Source organism: Enorma shizhengliae (assembly GCF_009676995.1).
GTDB classification, from domain to species: domain Bacteria; phylum Actinomycetota; class Coriobacteriia; order Coriobacteriales; family Coriobacteriaceae; genus Enorma; species Enorma massiliensis.
In genome coordinates this window covers 82,378-102,527 of sequence record NZ_VTFZ01000003.1, presented here as the reverse complement: position 1 = coordinate 102,527, position 20,150 = coordinate 82,378, and the positions used below count along the sequence as shown (strand labels likewise).

General features: G+C 60.2%; 16 protein-coding genes and 1 tRNA gene. All 17 read left to right on the top strand.

Translation table 11 applies throughout. The features are described from left to right. Positions 1-54 precede the first annotated feature (54 nt). The 17 genes from GJE22_RS04110 (at position 55) to GJE22_RS04030 (ending at position 20,111) form a co-directional block, all read left to right on the top strand. Positions 55-1,137 carry a glycosyltransferase family 2 protein gene (locus GJE22_RS04110; protein ID WP_186297407.1) on the top strand — a complete coding sequence of 361 codons (1,083 nt, stop codon included), beginning with the start codon at positions 55-57 and terminating at the stop codon, positions 1,135-1,137. After that, a complete protein-coding gene (locus GJE22_RS04105; RefSeq protein ID WP_144688107.1) occupies positions 1,137-2,204 on the top strand; it encodes a glycosyltransferase family 2 protein in 1,068 nt (355 codons plus the stop codon). The genes GJE22_RS04110 and GJE22_RS04105 overlap by 1 nt, the downstream gene beginning before the upstream one ends. Next, a complete protein-coding gene (locus tag GJE22_RS04100; protein WP_144688108.1) occupies positions 2,194-4,626 on the top strand; it encodes a glycosyltransferase family 2 protein in 2,433 nt (810 codons plus the stop codon). The genes GJE22_RS04105 and GJE22_RS04100 overlap by 11 nt, the downstream gene beginning before the upstream one ends. 61 nt (positions 4,627-4,687) lie before the next feature. Then, positions 4,688-5,731 carry a glycosyltransferase family 2 protein gene (locus GJE22_RS04095; RefSeq protein ID WP_235895802.1) on the top strand — a complete coding sequence of 348 codons (1,044 nt, stop codon included), beginning with the start codon at positions 4,688-4,690 and terminating at the stop codon, positions 5,729-5,731. Further along, the gene (locus GJE22_RS04090) at positions 5,731-7,407 is read left to right on the top strand and encodes a glycosyltransferase family protein (RefSeq protein WP_144688109.1); all 1,677 of its coding nucleotides are present in this window, start codon (positions 5,731-5,733) and stop codon (positions 7,405-7,407) included. The genes GJE22_RS04095 and GJE22_RS04090 overlap by 1 nt, the downstream gene beginning before the upstream one ends. Before the next feature lie 151 nt (positions 7,408-7,558). Then, a tRNA-Arg gene (locus GJE22_RS04085) sits at positions 7,559-7,632 on the top strand. Between the two features lie 182 nt (positions 7,633-7,814). Beyond that, positions 7,815-8,993 carry an AAA family ATPase gene (locus tag GJE22_RS04080; protein ID WP_144688110.1) on the top strand — a complete coding sequence of 393 codons (1,179 nt, stop codon included), beginning with the start codon at positions 7,815-7,817 and terminating at the stop codon, positions 8,991-8,993. Then, positions 8,986-9,564: a hypothetical protein gene (locus tag GJE22_RS04075; RefSeq protein WP_144688111.1), complete on the top strand. Its 579-nt coding sequence runs from the start codon at positions 8,986-8,988 to the stop codon at positions 9,562-9,564. Before GJE22_RS04080 ends, GJE22_RS04075 begins: the two co-directional genes overlap by 8 nt. A gap of 179 nt (positions 9,565-9,743) precedes the next feature. Beyond that, on the top strand, positions 9,744-10,007 hold the full coding sequence (locus tag GJE22_RS04070; protein ID WP_019128138.1) for an HPr family phosphocarrier protein: 264 nt from the start codon (positions 9,744-9,746) through the stop codon (positions 10,005-10,007). A 142-nt stretch (positions 10,008-10,149) separates the two neighbouring features. Next, entirely contained in the window at positions 10,150-11,853 is a 1,704-nt protein-coding gene (gene ptsP, locus GJE22_RS04065) for a phosphoenolpyruvate--protein phosphotransferase (protein WP_144688112.1), read from the top strand. Between the two features lie 155 nt (positions 11,854-12,008). Beyond that, on the top strand, positions 12,009-12,938 hold the full coding sequence (locus tag GJE22_RS04060; RefSeq protein ID WP_019128140.1) for a 1-phosphofructokinase family hexose kinase: 930 nt from the start codon (positions 12,009-12,011) through the stop codon (positions 12,936-12,938). Between the two features lie 237 nt (positions 12,939-13,175). Beyond that, complete coding sequence (locus tag GJE22_RS04055) at positions 13,176-14,633, top strand: CCA tRNA nucleotidyltransferase (RefSeq protein ID WP_144688113.1); 1,458 nt, start codon at positions 13,176-13,178, stop codon at positions 14,631-14,633. Between the two features lie 157 nt (positions 14,634-14,790). Next, positions 14,791-16,455, top strand: coding sequence for an ABC transporter substrate-binding protein (locus tag GJE22_RS04050; RefSeq protein WP_235895803.1), 1,665 nt, complete (start codon positions 14,791-14,793; stop codon positions 16,453-16,455). Beyond that, a complete protein-coding gene (locus tag GJE22_RS04045) occupies positions 16,455-17,438 on the top strand; it encodes an ABC transporter permease (protein WP_235895810.1) in 984 nt (327 codons plus the stop codon). The genes GJE22_RS04050 and GJE22_RS04045 overlap by 1 nt, the downstream gene beginning before the upstream one ends. Beyond that, positions 17,435-18,376, top strand: coding sequence for an ABC transporter permease (locus GJE22_RS04040; protein ID WP_235895804.1), 942 nt, complete (start codon positions 17,435-17,437; stop codon positions 18,374-18,376). The genes GJE22_RS04045 and GJE22_RS04040 overlap by 4 nt, the downstream gene beginning before the upstream one ends. Next, positions 18,376-19,278, top strand: coding sequence for an ATP-binding cassette domain-containing protein (locus GJE22_RS04035; protein ID WP_144688115.1), 903 nt, complete (start codon positions 18,376-18,378; stop codon positions 19,276-19,278). Before GJE22_RS04040 ends, GJE22_RS04035 begins: the two co-directional genes overlap by 1 nt. After that, entirely contained in the window at positions 19,275-20,111 is an 837-nt protein-coding gene (locus GJE22_RS04030) for an ABC transporter ATP-binding protein (protein ID WP_144688116.1), read from the top strand. Before GJE22_RS04035 ends, GJE22_RS04030 begins: the two co-directional genes overlap by 4 nt. The last annotated feature ends 39 nt before the right edge of the window (positions 20,112-20,150 follow it).

The following is a 20,150-nucleotide window of genomic DNA, read 5'->3' as shown; positions in this document are numbered from 1 at the left end:
ATGCGGGCTCGGATGGTATCCGGGCCCGTTTCTGTGAATGAGGCGGAGGAACGCATGGCATCGATGCAGACACCTAAGGTCTCCTTGCTCGTACCTGTGTATAACGTTGAGCGCTATCTTGAGCAATGCTTGGATTCGGCGCTTTCGCAGACGCTGTCGGATATCGAGGTCATCTGCATCAACGATGGGTCTACGGATTCCTCGCCAGAGATCCTCGACGCGTATGCCGCGCGTGATGAGCGCATCCGCATCATCGATAAGAAGAATTCCGGCTACGGCGCTTCGATGAACCGCGGATTGGACGAGGCGCGTGGAACCTACATTGGTATTTTGGAGTCAGATGACTTCTTTGAGCCGTATGCGCTCGGGCATCTGGTGAGTGCCGCGGAGGACGCTTCGGCGGATATGGCGAAGGCCGATTTCTGGTTCTATTGGTCTGTTCCATCCGAGCGTCGCGAGCGCGGACAGGTCGTTAGCGCAGATATTGCTGGCGCTTATTGCCCACTCGATAAACCGGATATCTTCTATCAGAAGCCATCGATCTGGTCTGCGGTGTATAAGCGCGAGTTTTTGCTGCAGCATGGTGTGAGGTTTTTGGAGACTCCGGGCGCTGCGTATCAGGATTGCTCGTTCAGCTTCAAAACCTTGGCGCTTGCCAAGCGCGCGGTGTTCCTTGATGAGCCTGTGCTGAGCTATCGTCAGGATAACGAGGCATCATCTGTTAATTCGCCTGGCAAGGTGTATTGCGTTTGCGATGAGTACGCCGAAATTGAACGGTTCCTGTGTGAGCATCCTGACCTGCGCGAGCGGCTTGAGGCCATCAAGAGCCGTATGAAGTACGACAGCTACATGTGGAATTATGAGCGCCTTGCGCCGGAGCTGGGGACGAAGTTCTTAGAGCGCGCCTCGCAGGAGTTTGCCTATGATCTTGAGCAGGGGAACATTGATTTCTCGCTGTTCCCGGCTTGGACGGAAGCGGACCTGCATGCCCTTATTCGCGACCCTAAGGGCTTCGGTGCGGCGCACGATGAGCTCATGAAGCCGGGTAAGCTGAATACCTTCAAGCATTATTATCGGCTGGGTGGGGTGCGCCTGGTTGCGAAGGTGCTTGCCGAAAAGAGCCGGGGGCGAGCGTAATGGCGCAGCTTTCTGTGGTCGTTCCCGTGTACAACGTGGAAGATTGCCTCCCATGGTGCCTTGATTCGCTCGAGGTGCAGACGCTTTCCGACATTGAGATTCTGTGCGTAAACGATGGCTCGACCGATGGGTCGCGCAGCGTGCTTGCTTCGTACGCCGATCGCGATGCACGTATCCGTATTATCGATAAGCCGAACGGCGGGCTATCGTCTGCGCGCAATGCCGGCATTGATGCCGCTTCGGCACCCTACGTGAGCTTCTTGGATTCTGATGATCGCTACACGCCGAATGCTTGCGAGCGCATCGTTGCTGCTTTGGATGAGACGGGTGCTGACGTGCTTACGTTTGGCGCCAATCCGTATCCGGCCGAGGACGGCTACCCGTGGCTCGAGCATGTGCTGAGCCCAAGGGACGTGGTGTACGATGCATTCAGCATGGACTTAGTCCTGAGGGAGAGCTCGCTGCCGTTTTCTTGGCGTACGGCATGCCGGACTGATTTCCTGCGTGAATCTGGCATCGCCTTTGAGCAAGATCTTCGCTTTGGCGAGGACCAGGTCTTTGCGTTTGCGGTGTATCCGCGCTCGAGCAAGACGGCGCTTATCTCTGACAAGCTGTATGACTATCGCGTGAGCCGCCCAGGTTCCTTGATGGACCGTTTGCGCGCTACGCCCGGGAAGCGCCTCATGGAACACGTGACGATTGCCGGTGCCATTTTCGCCGATTGGCAGCAGGCGGGATTCTTGCATGAGCATGCCGCGGATATGGCGTTCTGGCTCTGCACGTTTGTTTTGTACGATGCGCTCGACCTTGCCCCTGCATCCGCTGACGAGATCTTTGCTTCAACGGGTCAAATGCTTGCGCCGTATCGAGAACTGCTTGACGCGGCGCGAGCCGATATGCCACAAGCGGTTTCCGCATTGATCGACGCTGCGTTTGATGTGGGCGAGCTGAAGGGCGCGGCGCACCGTGAGCGCCTGATGTTTGCGTTTGATCGCTATCGGTATGGAAGGAAGCGCGCCGCTGGACGAGCGGCAAAGCGATTGCTAAGGGGACCGCATGGGAATTAAGCGGCTGGTTTCCTGCCGGAGCGCGGGAAAGGTGTATTCGCTGCTGCGTATTCCTGCGTCGCAGGGGGAGGGCGCGTGCTCCGCTCGCTTGCTGGTGGGCGAGCGAGAGCTTCCGGCATCGTTGTTTGCTTTGGAGTATCGGAAGGTTCGCGAGCTTGGTCTCGACGCCTCGTTCGCGTATAAAGTCCTCGTTATGCCGTTTCTCAACAGCCGGGTTGCCCGTGTTGAGATACTAGAGCATGGCACTGTCATCGATTCGTTCCCCGTGCGGTTTGATGCTCTTAAGGTGGCGTCGATTCTTGCGTATCGAACCAAGCTGTCGCTCTGCGCCGCTATTCGTGACTTTGATCGTGATTATTGTGCTGATAGGTACTGCCTTGCGTTTGACCACGGTTTTCAGGGTGCTGAGGACGATGTCTGGCGTATCCGGATTGATTGGCAGGGCGATGCAGACGCCCAGCCCGGGCTTGCCGTGTATGGCGCTGACGGCGAGCCGCTTGAGTTCACTTCGCATGTATTTGAGTACCAGCCCGGGCTGCTGACACAGGATGGCGTAAGACTGCATCGTCTGTACCTGTCTGTGCTTGTAAAGGGTTCTCCGCGAGACTTCGTGCTTGTTGCCAAGGATTCATCTGGGCGCGTTGCGTCGGGTTTTTGCTCGCTCGACGGCCGCTTCTTCAATGCGCTTCGGGGTGCCTCTGATGCCTACATGAGCGATGCCTGCGCAGATGATGAGGTATATCGCCGGTGGTTTGAGCGGCATCGGGCAACACCGGGCCAGCTTGCCACGCAGCGAGCGGCGGAGCGTGGCCTGTCCCCACTGGTTAGCATTGTGGTGCCTTGCTTCCGTTCGAATGGAAGCTACCTGGTTGAGTTGATTGATTCCGTGCTGGCTCAGAGCTATGCGCGGTGGGAGCTCCTTTTGGTGGACGGGTCTCCCGAGGACGGTGTGGTTGCCCAGGCGGTTGCTAAGGCATCCGATAATCGTATTCGGATTATTGCTTCCTCTGAGAACACCGACATCGTTTCCAACACAAACGCGGGCATCGAAGCCTCCCGCGGTGAGCTCATTGCGTTTTTGGATCATGATGACCTACTTGAGCCCGATGCACTTCATTGCTATGTCGCCGCGCTGGAGGCTGATCCAGGAATAAGCGTTCTCTATTCTGATGAGGACCACATCGGTGAGGACGGCCTGCTTTGTCAGCCGGTCATTAAGAGTGCGCTTGATGTTGACTTGCTCTATAGCCACAACTGCGTGACGCACTTCTTGGCGGTGCGTGCCGAGCTCTTGGATCAGATCGGGCTTTCATCGGTCGATGTGGCAGGTGCGCAGGACTATGACCTGACGCTTCGCGCGCTTGCCGCCGGTGCGAAGTTCAAGTACATTCCGCGCGTTCTCTACCACTGGCGCATGCATGCCGGTTCGACGGCGGGGGATTCTGCGGAGAGCAAGCCGTATGCGCATACGGCCGGACGCCTTGCTTTAGAGCGGCACTTTGTCCAGCGAGGCATTGCAGCTACCGTTGAGGATGCGGGCGAGCCTTTCGTGTATCGCGTTCGCTACGAGCTCCCTCAGCCGCATCCGTTGGTGAGTGTCGTGATCCCCTCGCGCGATCATGCGGATATGCTTGAGGAATGCGTTGCGTCGTTCTTGGAGCATTCCACCTACGATAATCTTGAGTTCGTAATCGTTGAGAACAACAGCGAGCAGCCCGAGACCTTTGCCTGCTACGATCGCCTGATCGAGCGTGGTGCTGGTCGCGTGCGCATCGTGACATGGAAGGGCGAGGGTTTCAACTACTCGTCTCTCATCAACTTCGGCGTTGCGGCGTCCTCTGGTGAATATTTGCTGCTGCTTAACAATGATACCGCGCTTATCAGCCCAGATGCCATCGAGGAAATGCTCGGCTACCTCCAGCGTCCCGAGGTGGGCGTTGTTGGCGCCAAGCTATATTTCCGCGATGGGTTGACGCAACATATCGGAATGTTGATTGGACCGGGCCAGGCATGCGCGCATGTAAACCAGAATTTCCCGCCCAAGCGCGGGGGATATCGCGGACGCGCGATTCGCCCCAGTAACTTCAGCGCCGTGACCGGGGCTTGCCAAATGGTTCGCCGTTCTGTGTTTGAGCAGGTGGGCGGGTATAACGAGGCATTTGCCGTGGGGTTCAACGACGTCGACTTCTGCTTGCGCGTGCGCGAGGCCGGATATCTCGTTGTTTGCACGCCGTATACTGAGCTCTATCACTATGAGTTCACTTCGCGGGGGCGTGAATTGGCTGACCAGGAGAAGCTTGTGCGTTGGAAGCGCGAGCAGGGCATGTTCATCCAAGCCTGGCCAAGCGTCTTCACCGAGGGCGACCCCTATGGCAACCCGGCGTTTGATCCCGAGAGCGCGTATTTCGGGTTGGGGGAGTAAACAAACTGTCTGCTGTACAATGATTCACATTGTGGATGCGTCTTGCTAAGGGTCGCATTCAATGTTTGAGGAGAGGGTGTCAAATATCGTGAATGGGAATTCGGCGATTGGGAAGACCTGCGCTTTGAGCGCGATGAGACCGTTGCTTTGGATTGTTGTGCCCTGCTATAACGAAGAAGAAGTGCTTCCTGAAACAAGCAAACGTCTTGCTGCCAAGCTGGACTCCCTGATTGCACGAGAAATGGTTTCAGGCGGGAGTCGCATCCTGCTGGTAGACGATGGCAGCAGCGATGCCACCTGGCGTCAAATCGCAGCCTTGCATGACGGGAATCTCAACGGAGTCTCGGCGGCCCCCGGGGTGTTCTGCGGGCTCAAGCTTGCACATAATGCGGGCCACCAGAATGCTTTGTTTGCAGGACTCATGCATGCCTACCGACAGGGATGCGATTGCGCGATCTCGCTCGACGCGGACCTACAGGACGACATCAACGCGATCGACGAAATGATCGAGCGCCATGCTGAGGGCGCGGAGATTGTTTACGGTGTTCGCAACAATCGTGATACCGATACGCGCTTCAAGCGCTCTACCGCGGAGGCGTTCTATAGCTTGATGCGCTTCCTAGGCGTTGAGATGGTATCGGATTCTGCTGACTACCGGCTCATGGGCAAGCGGTCGCTTGGGGCGCTTTCGGAATTCAAGGAGACGAACCTCTTTCTCCGTGGAATCGTTCCTTCGCTGGGCTTTGCGACTGCTAAGGTGTATTACCGACGTGGCGAACGTTTCGCTGGCGAGTCAAAATACCCGCTTAAGAAGATGGTCTCGTTCGCCCTGGAAGGCATTACGTCCTTTTCAATTGCACCCGTTCGCCTGATTACACTCATCGGCGTCCTAGCGGTGATTGTGAGTGTGGTAATGATTCTCTATGCGCTGGCGAGCCTTATCATGGGGAGCGTTGTGGCTGGCTGGACGAGCTTGATTGTCTCGATTTGGCTCGTAGGCGGTCTAATTATGATTGCGCTGGGCGTCGTTGGTGAGTACGTTGGTAGGACGTACTTGGAGGCAAAAGGGCGTCCCCGCTACATCGTCGATGAGGTGCTTGAGTAATGGCGTCGACGAGGCTGGGCAAGCATGCCAAGCCCTTGAGCTCTGCTCCTGGTACACGTGCACTTTGCACATTGGGTATGCTGTCGGAGGGTGCTGCCGCGCTTGCTATCGGCGTAGCCCTGTTCGGCATGGTGATTCTTGCCGGCGGTATGGCGTACATGTGCAAAGTTGTGTTCTTGATGCCGAACTGGGCATTGCTGATTGCAGCTTGCGCATTCGTTGCCCTTATCGTGGCGGTGTGCTCAGGGCGCCTTGGCAAGAGCTTGGCAGCTTTTGTTGCTCATCGACCAAAAGCCATCGATATTGCGGTTGGTATTGCATGTTTGCTGCTGCTGGTGGTGCAGATTCGGCTCTGCCGCTACTACGCTTTTGTGACTGGCTGGGATTCGGGAGTTATAGTAACCGAAGCTTGGAATATAGCGAATGATGGGGCGCTTTCCATTACAAGCTATCTCTCGAGGTATCCGAATAACCTCTTTCTGCTCTGGATTGCGGGGCAGTGTGGACGCATCGCGTTGGCACTCGGCTTTTCTACCCTTGATGGACTCGTTTTTATCTTCTCGATTCTCAATTGTGTGTCCTGCGCTTTGGCAATGTGGTTTGTGTATCGAACTCTGTCGATGGCTACCTCGCGCACTTGGGGCCTGGCAGGCTTTCTACTTTGTATCCTTGTGATATGGACCTCGCCTTGGGCGGGGATTATGTACTCTGATGCGATCGTCGTTTGTGTTCCTGCTGTGCTTGCGTACCTGTTCATTTCCGCCCATCGTTCCAAAGGCGCGAAGCGGGTCGTATTGTTTGCCCTAATGGGTCTTGTTGGCGTGCTTGGTTACAAGATCAAACCTCAGGTTCTTTTCATGCTGTTTGCGGTTGGGTTCTTGTTGCTCGTTCGGCTCGGATTCACAATCGTACGCGCTGTTCGGGAGCGTCGTGCAGAATGCGTTGGGGAGACAAGTGCCTCGCTTGTCGCCCTTTTGGTTGGTGGCTTGGTCGCCTTTTCGCTTGTAGGTGCGCTTGTTGCTCCGTGGACCTCTCAGCTTGATGAGGATGCTCAATTTGGAATGACGCATTTCCTGATGATGGGCATGAACCCCGATTCTCGAGGTGTTTACTGGGAAGAGGATGTAACATTCTCTGGATCGTTCGACGATCCAGCGTCTCGTTCAAGTGGTAATCTCGAGGTCGTCATTGATCGTGTCAAGGAATACGGGCCTGTTGGACTTGCTGGTTTGTTCGGTGACAAACTTATGACGAATTTCAACGACGGTACATTCGCATGGGGCCAAGAGGGACATTTTTTTGATTATTTGCCCCCTGAATCTGATAGTGCGCTCGCATCTTTGGTCCGCTCCTTCTATTATCCCGAGGGTGCCAACTATGACCTATGGCGCACCTATGCCCAATTTGTTTGGATTCTGGTGCTGGCATGTTGTTTCGTCGGGCTTATTTCCAGCTGCACCCACTCTTTCCTGAACAGAAAGAGCGGGATGGCGCATGGCCTCATGACGTTCACGTTCGTCATCTCGCTCGCTATGCTCATGCTTATCGTCTTCGAGCTACTGTTTGAGGCGAGGGCACGGTATCTCTATTCATCGGCTACGCTGTTCATATTCTTCGCGGTGCTCGGCATGCGCTGGATGCTTTCGCGGGCGCATGAGTGGCGCGCCTCGCGCTAGCATGCCAGCAACAGATTTGAGCATGACCGATTCGAAAACGTTGATTCGCAAGTTGAGCGATACGGCTCCAGCACTGTGCTTGATAGGATTCGTGCCCGTCTTCGTTGCGCCCTCGTCCATAGGCTATAATCATCCATGCGCTAGCACGCATGCGCCCATAGCTCAGCTGGATAGAGCAGGAGACTTCTAATCTCAAGGTCGAGGGTTCGAATCCCCCTGGGCGCACCGGCTATCAATAGGGCGGCTTGAGAGATGTCTCGAGCCGCTTTTTTGCTATTGGCAAGCAATCGGGTTTTAAAGCATGATTCGAATCTCTCGTTATGAACAGGTTGTTCTTTCCGCTGCACGCCTCAATCGCTATACTTTAAACAAGAAGTCTGTTTAAGACTGAAAACGGAGGTGAAGTAATGCGGTTGCTAAAACTTGGCATTCAGGGAGACTCCCTTTTTTCCGATTCAAGCTTCGTTATCGATTTGTACGCAACCGATCGGGTGCTAGCGGACGATTCAAGATCTCCTGTTGAGGTGACAAGGGTTGGGAATATCCCTTCGTTGTACTCCCTCAATCTGCTCGGAATTGGTGGCGTGAACGCTTCTGGAAAAACAACGCTGCTCAAACTGCTGCTTTTCTCGCTTGCTGCGTTACAAGGTCGATATATTGCGCGTGGCGTTGGTCCGGAGATAACCGCCTTTCCTGCTTGCCTCGAGAAATCCTTTTCCGTGCAGTCTATTTTTTGGAGTGGCGGCGGCCTGTACTACCTTAAGTCTCATTTTGAGCTATTTGACGAGGGGGATGGCGTTGCTGCGCGTATTACGGATGAAGAGCTTTGGAGACGCAAGAAGGGAAGGCTGCCGAAGAAGCAGCTTGCAACATTCGGCGACTTCAGATCTCATTGCGAGCTTATTGCGACGCGTTCCGGTGAAAGCTCCCTGTCGCAAGACGTGCTGCATGCCCTTGGAGACGGGGTGAGCATTGCAAGGACCGTGATGGACTCCGAAACTAACGTTCGGACGCGTGTGGGGGGCCTTGCTTCTGGCACGCTTCCCACTGCGATTGTCCAGGCGTTTGATCCGAGCGTTGAGCATCTTATATGGAATGACGAAGCGGACGTGTACCGTCTCAAATTTAAAGGTCGACCGGAGCGCTCTGTGAGCAAGGCCGCAGCATCAAGGATGCTTTCCGCGGGCACTGTTGTGGGCACCGAGCTTGTGTCTAATGCCATTGAGGTACTCAGGGAGGGAAGCTATCTTGTTGTCGATGAGATTGAAAACAACCTCAATAAGACGCTCGTGGAGACCATCCTCGATTTGTTTGCATCACCGGTAACTAATCCACGAGGAGCTTTGCTGGTCTTTACTACGCACTATCCCGAGCTCTTAGACACACTCCATCGGAAAGACAATCTGTGCTTACTCGTAAGAGACCAAGAGTGCAAAACGAGCGTAATCAAGTATTCGAGTCGAATGCATCGCATAGAAAACAAGAAAAGCGAGGTGTTGCTTTCCAACCTCATTCGGGGAACAAACCCCTCATATCCTTTGGTCAGAGGCCTTCGCGATTATGTGAAGGAGGAAGTCCGTGGATAGATCTTATGTCAGAAGTCAGCTGGCGAGCCACTACGTGCTGCTTAGCTGCGAGGGCTCGTTCGAGGCGGTCGTGGTCAAGCGCCTTATTGAAGGGAAGAGACTGCTGGCGCAGAGCGATTATCTTGTCGAGGACAGCCGAACTGCTGAGCTATATACGAGGCTGAGGAAGCCGGCGGACATTATCGCGCGATTCCTTCGGTACGACTATCCGTCCGAAGCGGGGGATGGCAAGCTTGTTCTTGCACGCATTGTTGATAAAGAGGCAAAAACGGGAAAGGCCGATCGATCGTATCATGGGCGCGTTATTCCCTTTGATTTTGTAACGAGGCCGGAAATTGAAATGCTTGCCGTAATAAAGGAGGACGCTGAAAGTCGATGGGATGCCGCGAGACGGAAAGATAAGCAGCTTAAAGTTAGCCAGTTCTGCAAGGCGGAATTGGGGCTGAGCAAGAGCTTTGCTCAGCTTGAGAAATACTGGGCCGATGTCGACGAACTCGTATGGTGCATCGGTGCGTACCACAAGAAACACGGAAAGAGCGGCTTGCTTGATATATCGGATTTGCTTGCGTAGTGACCGAGGGTGAGGCGTGAGGCAGCTTAATAGGCCGCCACGGCACCCGCCCCGCAACATCCCAAACCACTCATCCGTTTTTCCATACCAACTGGCGCGGTATGGGGTACACTAGGGGAGTCGTTGATGTACCCCATGGCGGTGGGCCCGCCGTGGGCATCCAGAAAAAGGAGACAAGTATGGTTTCTGAGAAGGTTACCCTCGTCAACCCCCAGGGTCTTCACATGCGTCCCGCGGGCCTCTTCGCCTCTACCATGGGCAAGTTTGCCTGCGACGTGACCGTCGTCACCCCCGAGAAGGAGGTCAACGGCAAGTCCCCGATGGCCCTCATGGCCGCTGGCATCCCCTGCGGCACCGAGGTTGAGATCCGCTGCGATGGCGCCGATGAGGCCGATGCTCTCACCACCGCCATCGAGCTCATCAAGAGCGGTCTTGGCGAGTAGCCCAGTTGCCGTCCATCTCGTGTTGAACGGATCTCACAACAACTGAGTTCATATGGTGAGCGCAGGTGCCCTGTCGGTGCCTGCGCTTTCACATATCCGCATGCCGCGCGGCCACGCCCGCGGCAATGGAGAGAGGATAAAAATGTACGAGGGAGTTAACGCATCTGAGGGCATCGGTATCGGTACCGTCGTTGTCGCCGCCGAGCCCGACCTGTCTTTCGAGCCGCATGCGGTTGAGGACACCGCTGCCGAGAAGGCTCGCTACCAGGCCGCCCTCGATACCTTCTGCGCCAAGACCCAGGCCCAGGCCGACCGCATGAAGATCACCGTGGGCGAGAACGAGGCCGAGATCATGAGCGGCCACATCATGCTCGCCCAGGATCCCGGCATGACCGACGGCATCACCACCGCCATCGACGGCGGCACCTGCGCTGAGCAGGCCCTCGTCGAGACGAGCACGATGTTCGAGAACATGTTCCTTTCCATGGACGACGAGATGTTCCGCCTTCGTGCCGCCGACATCGCCGACATCCGCACCGGCATCCTGGCCGAGCTCCTCGGCCGCGAGGTCGTCGACCTCTCCGTCCTTCCGGCCGGCAGCATCGTCGTTGTGCATGACCTCACCCCGTCCATGACGGCCACCATCGACAAGGAGAACGTCGTCGGCGTCGTCACCGAGGTCGGCGGCCGCACCTCGCATTCCGCCATCATCTGCCGCGCGCTCGAGATCCCTGCGGTGCTTTCGGTCTCCAATGCCTGCGGCGCCCTCCACAGCGGCATGGTCGCCATTGTCGACGGCATCAACGGCCACGTGATCAACGAGCCCGATGAGCAGCAGCTTGCCGACTACCAGGAGCGCGCCGCCGCCTTCGCGGCCGAGAAGGCCGCGCTCGAGGCCTTCCGCGGCAAGCCCACGGTCACGGCCGACGGCGAGAAGAAGGTGCTCGCCTGCAACATCGGCAACCCCGAGGACGCCAAGGGCGCCGTCGACCACGACGCCGAGGCGATCGGCCTCTTCCGCTCCGAGTTCCTGTTCATGGACGCCACGTCGCTCCCCACCGAGGACGAGCAGTTCGAGGCCTACCGCAAGGCCGCGGTCACGCTCAAGGGCGCTCCGGTCATCATCCGCACGCTCGATGTGGGTGGCGACAAGGAGATTCCGTACATGAATCTCCAGAAGGAAGATAACCCGTTCATGGGCTATCGCGCCGTGCGCTACTGCCTCGACAACCCCGATGAGTACAAGGTGCAGCTGCGCGCGCTTCTCCGCGCGAGCGCATTCGGCGACATCAAGATCATGGTGCCGCTCGTCACCTGCGTCGAGGAGATTCGCTCGGTCAAGGCGCTCGTCGAGGAGTGCAAGGAAGAGCTGCGCGCCGAGGGCTACAAGTTCAACGAGAACATCGAGGTCGGCATCATGATGGAGACGGCCGCCGCCGCCAACATCCCCGACCTACTCGCCAAGGAGTCCGCGTTCTTCTCCATCGGCACGAACGACCTCACCGGTTACACCATGGCCTCCGACCGTGGTAACGACAAGGTCGCCTACCTCTACAGCTGGTACTACCCGGCGGTCCTGCGCGCCATCAAGAACATCATCCAGGCTGGCGTGAAGGAAGGCATCATGGTGGGCATGTGCGGCGAGGCTGCTGCCGATCCGCTGCTCACGCCGCTCCTCATCTCGTGGGGCATGGAGGAGTTCTCGGTCTCCGCGCCGAGCGTCCTGCGCACCCGCAAGGTCATCTCCCAGTGGACGAAGGCCGACGCCGACGCCCTCGAGGCGAAGGTCATGCAGCTCGAGACCGCCGAAGAGGTCAAGGCCGCGCTCACCGAGGCCGCGCGCTAGGCTTGTTGCCTGCCCGCATCCGGTTGCGTTTCTACCACCGTGCACGGCTGCGTTAAGTCTCGGTAAGCATCCGGGTCGCGACGCTTGATTTTGCTGCATGGCGCGCCTAAGCTATGCGCCATGCAGCATTAGTATGAAAGGATGGTAGCTGTCTTATGTTTTATACGCTGACTGCTAACCCCGCGGTCGACATGACCGTTTCCTGCCCGCCGCTTGTTCCGAACGAGAACATCCGCTCCTTCTCGGCGAGCTATACCGCCAACGGCAAGGGCCTCGACGTGTCCTTCGCGCTCAAGAAGTTCGGCGTCGACTCCGTGGCGCTCGGCTTCTTCGCTGGCTTCACGGGCAAGTACGTGGTCGACGAGACCATGAACATGGGCTGCCTCTGCCGCCCCGTCTGGATTGATGGCGTGACCCGCATCAACTCCTACTTCAACGACGGCCAGTCCGAGCACGGCATCCTGAACCCGGGCCCCGCGATCACCCCGCAGAACGAGCAGGAGCTCTTCCGCATTCTCGACTCCACCGGCGACCTCGATTGCCTGATTGTTTCCGGCTCGCTGCCCCCGAAGGCCTCCAAGGACTTCCTGGACAAGGTCGTGGCGCATGCTCAGGATCGCGGTGCCGACGTGGTGCTCGACCTTTCGAGCGACAAGCTTAAGACGCTCTGCTCCACGCACCCGCTGCTCATCAAGCCGAACCATCATGAGATGCGCGAGATCTTCGGTGTCCAGATCGATACCGACGACGACGCCCGTCGCGCCCTTGCGCTCGCCCACGAGGCCGGCGTGCAGAACGTCCTGCTCACCATGGGCAGCCGCGGCAGCGCCTACTTCTCGAATGGCGAGGACATCTGGTACGCCAAGCGCGAGTTCAACATCAAGCTCGTGTCTTCCGTCTGCGCCGGCGACTGCACCCTCGCTGCCTTCCTGCTCAAGTGGTACAAGGATCGCGACAACGTGGAGGAGGCGCTCAAGCTCGCTATGGCCACGGGCGCGAACGTTGCCGAGAGCGTCGGTTTGGGCGACTTCGGCCATGTGGACGAGTACAGCAAGCGCGTGACCGTCCGCAAGCTTCCGCGCTAGCACCTGCTGACGCGTCTTCGCGCGTTAACGCCTCGTTGAGGATGTTCGATGCCCCCGTGCTTCGGCATGGGGGCTTTCTTTTGGCGTCTGTGTCGGTACGCTCGGTAACTGGTCTAGGACGAGTGGGTGCAGGTCGTGGCGCATGAGACCGCGCGCGGGGTACTTGAAGCGCAAAACGATGAGCGCCCAATTCGCCACGGCACCGTATACTGTACCTGTTAACGTGAATGGGGTGTAATGGACGAGTGCTTACATATCGATACCGGCGCGGCGCCTAGCATTGCCGTCGAGCAGCCTGCCCTGAACGGAACGCCTGCGCCCGCAACGGCGCTCGAGGTGCTTCGCGCTCTTGAGGGAGCAGGGCTCGAGGCGTGGATCGTGGGCGGCTGGGTGCGCGACGCGCTGCGAGGCGCTCCGTGCCACGACGTGGACATTTGCTGCTCGGGAACCTGGCAGCAAAGTGAAGCCGCCCTCAAAGCGGAAGGCTTCAAAGTTGTTCGGTCGGGCATCAAATTCGGCGGCATCACGGCGGTGCGGGGCAAAGAGCGTATCGAGGTAACCTCGTATCGTTTCGACGGCTTTTACACCGATGGGCGTCATCCGGAATCTGTTCGTCTTGCGCAGCGCGTGGAGGACGATCTTGCCCGCCGCGATTTCACGGTCAACGCGATGGCGTGGCATCCAACGCGCGGCCTGCTCGATGTATACGACGGTGTGGGAGACCTTCGCCGCCGTATGATCCGGGCGGTGGGGGAGCCGCGTCGGCGCTTCGAAGAGGACGCGCTTCGCATGCTTCGCGCCGTGCGGTTTGCCTGCCGTCTCGATTTCGTGGTCGAGCCCCAGACGGCGTCCGCACTCGCCTCGTGCGCGCCCCTCCTCGACGCGGTGGCACGCGAACGGGTGGGCTGGGAGCTCGATGGCATCCTTGCAACCGGCCATGCGGGAGATGCCCTGCTCCGGTATCCCGACATCATGTGCGCGGCCATTCCCGAGCTGGGACCTTGCCGTGGCTTTGACCAGCATAGCCGCTATCACGCCTTCGATGTATACGACCATATCGCCCGCGTGCTTACCGTGGCGGGCGAGCTCTCGCTCTCGAGCGTGGATGGCGCCGGCCCCGAGGCCGCCCCATCGCCTTCGCTCATGTGGGCGGCTCTCCTGCACGATATCGCCAAACCGGCATGTTTCACGCTCGACGACCGGGGGTGCGGCCACTTCTACGGGCACCCCGAGCGCGGGGCGGAGCAGGCGCGAGAGATCATGCACCGCCTTGCGTGCCCGAGCGAGGTCATGCGCGACGCATGCCTGCTCATTCGTTATCACGACCGGCCCATGAGCGCCGAGCGCAGCGACCTCTTGCGCGTTATGGGGCTTTTCGCGGGGGCGGGCCTGGATACGCCGCGCCTTATGAACGAGCTCTTCGATATCAAGCGCGCCGATACGCTCGGAAAGGCTCCGTCGTGCTTCTACTACGTGAAGGATATCGAGCGCATGCGCGAGATGGTGCGCGAGCTGCTTGCTAACAACGAGGCATACAGCGTGGGAACCTTGGCCCTCAGCGGGGCGGACCTCATCGCTGCTGGTGTGGCGCCCGGCCCCCGTATCGGCGCCCTGCTTAGGCGCGCGCTCGATGCAACGGTCGATGGCCTGGTTTCCAATAAGCGCGACGACCTGCTTGCTTATCTCGATGTATAGGGCCTTGCAAACCCGTTTTGCTGTCGTTGCCGCCTGCGCGCGTGATGCCGGCGGCTGGGATGCCTCCAGCGAATGTGGTAGGATGGAGCAAGAGTAACACGAATGGAGCAATTCGTAACACTCGGTCTACGTGAACTACCAAGAGGAGCTGAGGAGCATGCTCATGATAAACGAAGAGGCGCACGGCAGCGGCATGCTGTCGCGTCGTGGATTTATAGCGGGTGCAGGTGCTGCGGGCGCTGCGGCGTTGCTGAGCGGCTGCACGGCGGGCGCGGGCGAAGGCGGCTCTACACCCTCCGGGTCTGGTTCCGAAGGCGCTTCTAGCCAGGTGATCGTCGCCATGAACGCGGGAAGCGAGCCAGCGGCAGGGTTCGACCCGCTTGTGGCATGGGGGTGCGGCGAGCACGTGCACGAGCCGCTCATCCAGTCGACGCTCATCACCACGGACGAGAACCTCGAGTTCGTAAACGACCTTGCGACGAGCTACAGCTGCTCTGACGATGGGCTGACCTGGACCTTCGAGCTTCGCGACGATGTCGCGTTCACCGACGGGGAGCCGCTCACCGCCTCCGACGTGGCGTTCACGGTGAATTCCGCGATCCAAAGCGACACCTTCGAGGGCGACCTCTCCATGGTGGACGAGGCGGTTGCCGTGAGCGATACGGTGGTGGAGCTCCATCTCAACAAGCCCTACAACGCGCTCCTGTACACCCTTGCGGTGCTGGGCATCGTGCCGGAGCACGCCTACGGCGATGGATACGGCTCCGCTCCCATAGGGTCGGGCCGTTACATGCTTGAGCGCTGGGATCGCGGCCAGCAGGCGATCTTCAGCGCCAACCCGGATTACTACGGCGAGCCGCCGCTCATGGAGCGCGTGGTCGTCGTGTTCATGGAGGAGGACGCAGCGCTTGCGGCGGTGCAGGCGGGCGAGGTCGACATCGCGTATACCTACGCGACGCACGCCCAGCAGAGCTTCGACGGCTATGAGCTTGTGAGCTATGCGACGGTCGACTCACGCGGTATCTCGCTGCCCACGCAGCCTGCCGGTGGCACGAAGTCCGAGGGCGGAACGAGCTACGCCATGGGTAACGACGTGACCTCGGACCTCTCGGTTCGCCGCGCGCTCACCTACGCTATCGACCGCGATGCGGTAATCGAGAACGTGCTTTCGGGCTATGGCAAGCCTGCCTACAGCGTAAGCGACGATATGCCGTGGTCGAGCGACGACATGAAGGTCGAGCTCGACCGCGACCTGGCCGCGCGCCTGCTCGACGATGCCGGCTGGGCTATAGGCAGCGATGGCGTGCGCGCGAAGGACGGCGTGCGCGCTGCGTTCGATATCTGGTACTCCTCGGACGACTCGGCGCGCCAGGCGATCGCCAACGAACTCTCCAACCAGTTTGCCAAGATTGGCATAGATGCGAGCCCGCGCGGTGGCAGCTGGGACGAGATCTACAGCCACCAGTACGAGCAGCCGGTCCTCTGGGGGTGGGGTTCCAACTCGCCCATCGAGGTGTATGCGCTCAACTACTCTACGGGCTGGGGTAACTACGCGTGCTACGAGAACGCGGCGATCGATGCCCATCTCGACGAGGCGCTGACGCAGCAGAACATCGAGGATTCCTACACGTACTGGCAGCTCGCGGCTTGGGACGGCGAGAACGGCTTCGCGCCCAAGGGCGCTGCAACGTGGGCGTGGATTGCCAACGTCGACCATCTCTACTTCAAGCGCGAGGGGCTCGTCGTGGCAGACCAGAAGCCGCATCCCCATGGGCACGGATGGTCGCTTGTGAACAACGTGGACCGCTGGGAATGGTCGTGATGCGCTCGGTCGCTCGCGGCGTTGCGCGCTTCGCGCTGCTCATGTTGGCGGTGAGCTTTCTGACCTTCCTCTTGGTGGGAAGTTCGCCCATCGATCCCGTGCAGGCCAATGTGGGACAGGCGGCATACGCAGCGATGAGCCCGGACCGCAGGGAGCAGCTGGCGGAGCGGTGGGACGCCGACACGCCCGTCGTTGAACGCTATCTCTCGTGGCTGGGCGATGCCGTGCAGGGAGATCTTGGCGAGAGCCTTCGCTTCAACGAGCCGGTTGCCAAGGTGGTGGGCGAGCGGTTCGCGAGCTCCGCGCTGCTTCTGGCGGCGTCGTGGATCATCGCGGGCGCCGTGGGCCTTGTGCTGGGGATCGCATCCGGCGCGCTTCGGGACAGCTGGCTCGACCGGCTCGTGCGAGGGTATTGCTACGTGCTCTCGGCCACGCCGACGTTCTGGCTCGCGCTCATCGCGCTCATGGTGTTCGCCGTCTACCTCGGGTGGTTTCCCCTGGGCTTCTCGGTTCCCATCGGCTCTACGGGCGCGGTGCCGCTCACCACACGCCTCTACCATATGGTGCTTCCCGCGCTGGTGCTCTCGCTTACAGGCATAGCCAACGTGGCGCTTCACACGCGCGAGAAGACCATCGACGTGCTGGGGAGCGATTATGTGCGGTTCGCGCGTTCGCGAGGCGAGGGGCTTCGGTCCATCGTCTTTCGCCACGGCCTGCGCAACCTCGTGTTTCCTGCACTTACACTGCAGTTTTCCCAGGTGAGCGAGATCGTGGGAGGCTCCATCTTGGTGGAGCAGGTCTTTTCGTATCCCGGGCTCGGGCAGGCGGCTGTCACGGCGGGCCTTGGCGGAGACGCGCCGCTGCTCGTAGGCATCGCGCTCGCCACGGCCGCGCTTGTCTTTCTTGGCAACGCGCTCGCAAACCTGCTGTATGGCGCGGTGGACCCGCGTTTGGGTTCGCGCGTGCGGGAGGAGGTGCGATGACGGTGCGAGAAGACGGCGAGGCACAGCGTTGCAGGCAGGCTGAGGCGGATGCTCCCGGCCTCGTTCAAGATCACGACCACCCGTCGCTCACCGTTTTCCACGAGTCGGCGGCGACGGGGGCGCTCAGCGGCAGGCGCGCCATGCTCGTCATGGCGGCGGGGGTTGCGATTGCGCTCTGCGCGGTCGTGATCGCGGGTATCATGCTTGCCGACGCCGCCTCGACGACGAATTTCGATGCGCGCAACCTTGCCCCCTCGCTCGACCACCCCTTCGGAACCGATTGGATGGGCCGCGACATGCTCGCGCGCACGCTTGCAGGGCTTTCGACCTCGGTTGTCGTGGGGCTCGTCGCCGCGACGGTCTCGTCCGTCATCGCGCTCGCGCTCGCTTCTGCCGCCGCGCTCGGTGGGTCCCGGGTCGACGCTGTGGTGAGCTGGCTCATCGACCTTACGATGGGCATCCCCCATATGGTGCTTCTCATCCTCATCAGCTATGCGCTCGGTCGCGGGGCGCTCGGGGTCATGGTTGGCATCTCCGTCACGCATTGGCCGAGCCTTGCCCGCGTGCTGCGCGCCGAGATCCTGCAGCTTCGTGAGCAGCCCTATATCTCTTGTTCGCGCGCGCTCGGCGTATCGCCTACGCGCATCGCCTTCACGCACGTCGTACCCCATGTGCTTCCGCAGTACCTGGTGGGGCTCGTGTTGCTCTTTCCCCATGCCGTGCTGCACGAGGCCTCGATTACGTTCCTCGGATTCGGACTGTCGCCCGAGCAGCCCGCCATCGGCGTGATCTTGTCCGAAGCGATGGGTTATCTCACCTCGGGCGCCTGGTGGCTCGCGGTGTTCCCGGGTCTGGCCCTCCTCGCCGTGGTGCTCATGTTCGATCGCGCCGGCGCGCTGCTTCGGCGCATGGTGTCGCCCGAGGGGGTGCAGGGCTGATGCATACCGATGCAGAGTTCCATCATCACCATCGTCATGCCTCGGGCTCGCGGCATCCGCAGGGCCGGCACCTTCTCTCCGTCGAGCATCTCTCGGTCGGGTTCAAGATGTACGATCCCGCCGCACCCTATTTTCGGGCGCAGAAGGTTGACGCCCCCGTCATCAAGGACCTTACCCTGTCGGTGCATGAGGGGGAGATGCTTGCGCTCGTGGGGGCGAGCGGCTCGGGGAAGACGCTTCTGGCCGATGCCATCATGGGTTTGTTCGAGCCCAATGCGCGCGTGACGGGAGCCATGTGGTTCGAGGGACAGCGCTGCGACGCCGCCGACCTTGCGCGTCTACGCGGGCACGGCATCTCACTCGTGCCGCAAAGCGTGAACAACCTCGACCCGCTCATGCGCGTGGGCGAGCAGGTGGTGGGTGCCTGCGGCCGGGGCCGAGCGGGCAGGGAGCGCCGTAGGCAGCGCATGGAGCGCATGCGCGAGCTCTTCCGCGCCTATGGGTTGGCGGTGGAGGTCGAGCGCATGTACCCGCACGAGCTCTCCGGCGGCATGGCGCGTCGCGTGCTGCTCATCTGCGCGATCATGGACGATCCGCAGCTTATCGTGGCGGACGAGCCCACGCCGGGCCTCGACATGGATCTTGCCGTCCATGCTCTCGACGACCTTCGGTCCTTTGCCGACGGGGGAGGTGGCGTGCTTCTCATCACGCATGACCTGGAGCTTGCGCTCAGTGTTGCCGACCGCGTGGCGGTCTTTCGCGACGGAACGGTGGTCGAGGAGACCGCCTGCTCGAGCTTTGCCGCTCCCGAGCTGCTCGCGCACCCGTTCTCGCGCGCACTTTGGCATGCTATGCCGGAGCACGGCTTTTCTGCGTTAGACGAAGAGGGGGGAGAGCGATGAGTCTCGAGGCGCGCGATATCTCGTTTTCCTACGTGCCGGGCCGGCCGATTCTTCATGACGTGAACTTGGTTGTCGATCCGGGCGAGCGCGTGGCGCTCACGGCTCCCTCGGGCAGGGGCAAGACGACGCTCTGCCGGGTGCTTTCCGGCTATCTGCGCCCAGATGCCGGAGCCGTCCTCGTCGATGGCATTGAGCTGTCGCGCGCCCGCGCCGCCCGCAGCGGCGTGCCTGTGGTGCGCGCGTGCGGCGCACGTGCTGCTTGCGATGGCGTGCCTGCGGCGCGCGCCCAGGGCGCTTGCGACCGTGTGCCCGCAGCTTCCGGCTCGCGGGGTTCCCGCCTGCGCGGCCCCCGGCCTGTCCAGCTTATCTGGCAGCATCCCGAACAGGCCTTCGATCCGCTTTTGCGTTTGGGCAGGAGCCTGGCTGAAGGGGTGCCCCCGCGAGCAGCTGCCCGTGCAAGTGGTTCCAGCGGGGCGGGGAGCCTTGGCGTCGCACGCTCCGCCGCCGCGCATTCCGCCGCCGCGCGCCTCGAAGCCGTGCGCGACACCGGCCTGCTCGAGCGCTTCGGAATCCGCGAGGCATGGCTCGACCGCTTCCCGCACGAGCTCTCGGGCGGTGAGCTCATGCGCTTCTGCATCGTGCGGGCGCTCATCGCCGAGCCCCGCTACCTCGTATGCGACGAGATGACCGCTATGCTCGACGCGGTGACGCAGGCGGAGCTCTGGCGCGAGGTGGTCGCCATCGCGAGCGAGCGGTCGATGGGGATCGTGCTCGTTTCCCATAGCCCTGCGCTCGTTGACCGTGTGGCTACCCGGTTGTTTCGACTGATTTAATTCCGTTCCGGAGCGCCGCCGCGCAGAGGCTAGTGCTAC

Coding starts and splice junctions, on each gene's coding strand:
- GJE22_RS04110 (WP_186297407.1), top strand. CDS start 55: ATGGCATCGATGCAGACACCTAAGGTCTCCTTGCTCGTACCTGTGTAT.
- GJE22_RS04105 (WP_144688107.1), top strand. CDS start 1,137: ATGGCGCAGCTTTCTGTGGTCGTTCCCGTGTACAACGTGGAAGATTGC.
- GJE22_RS04100 (WP_144688108.1), top strand. CDS start 2,194: ATGGGAATTAAGCGGCTGGTTTCCTGCCGGAGCGCGGGAAAGGTGTAT.
- GJE22_RS04095 (WP_235895802.1), top strand. CDS start 4,688: ATGTTTGAGGAGAGGGTGTCAAATATCGTGAATGGGAATTCGGCGATT.
- GJE22_RS04090 (WP_144688109.1), top strand. CDS start 5,731: ATGGCGTCGACGAGGCTGGGCAAGCATGCCAAGCCCTTGAGCTCTGCT.
- GJE22_RS04080 (WP_144688110.1), top strand. CDS start 7,815: ATGCGGTTGCTAAAACTTGGCATTCAGGGAGACTCCCTTTTTTCCGAT.
- GJE22_RS04070 (WP_019128138.1), top strand. CDS start 9,744: ATGGTTTCTGAGAAGGTTACCCTCGTCAACCCCCAGGGTCTTCACATG.
- ptsP (WP_144688112.1), top strand. CDS start 10,150: ATGTACGAGGGAGTTAACGCATCTGAGGGCATCGGTATCGGTACCGTC.
- GJE22_RS04060 (WP_019128140.1), top strand. CDS start 12,009: ATGTTTTATACGCTGACTGCTAACCCCGCGGTCGACATGACCGTTTCC.
- GJE22_RS04055 (WP_144688113.1), top strand. CDS start 13,176: ATGGACGAGTGCTTACATATCGATACCGGCGCGGCGCCTAGCATTGCC.
- GJE22_RS04050 (WP_235895803.1), top strand. CDS start 14,791: ATGCTCATGATAAACGAAGAGGCGCACGGCAGCGGCATGCTGTCGCGT.
- GJE22_RS04045 (WP_235895810.1), top strand. CDS start 16,455: ATGCGCTCGGTCGCTCGCGGCGTTGCGCGCTTCGCGCTGCTCATGTTG.
- GJE22_RS04040 (WP_235895804.1), top strand. CDS start 17,435: ATGACGGTGCGAGAAGACGGCGAGGCACAGCGTTGCAGGCAGGCTGAG.
- GJE22_RS04035 (WP_144688115.1), top strand. CDS start 18,376: ATGCATACCGATGCAGAGTTCCATCATCACCATCGTCATGCCTCGGGC.
- GJE22_RS04030 (WP_144688116.1), top strand. CDS start 19,275: ATGAGTCTCGAGGCGCGCGATATCTCGTTTTCCTACGTGCCGGGCCGG.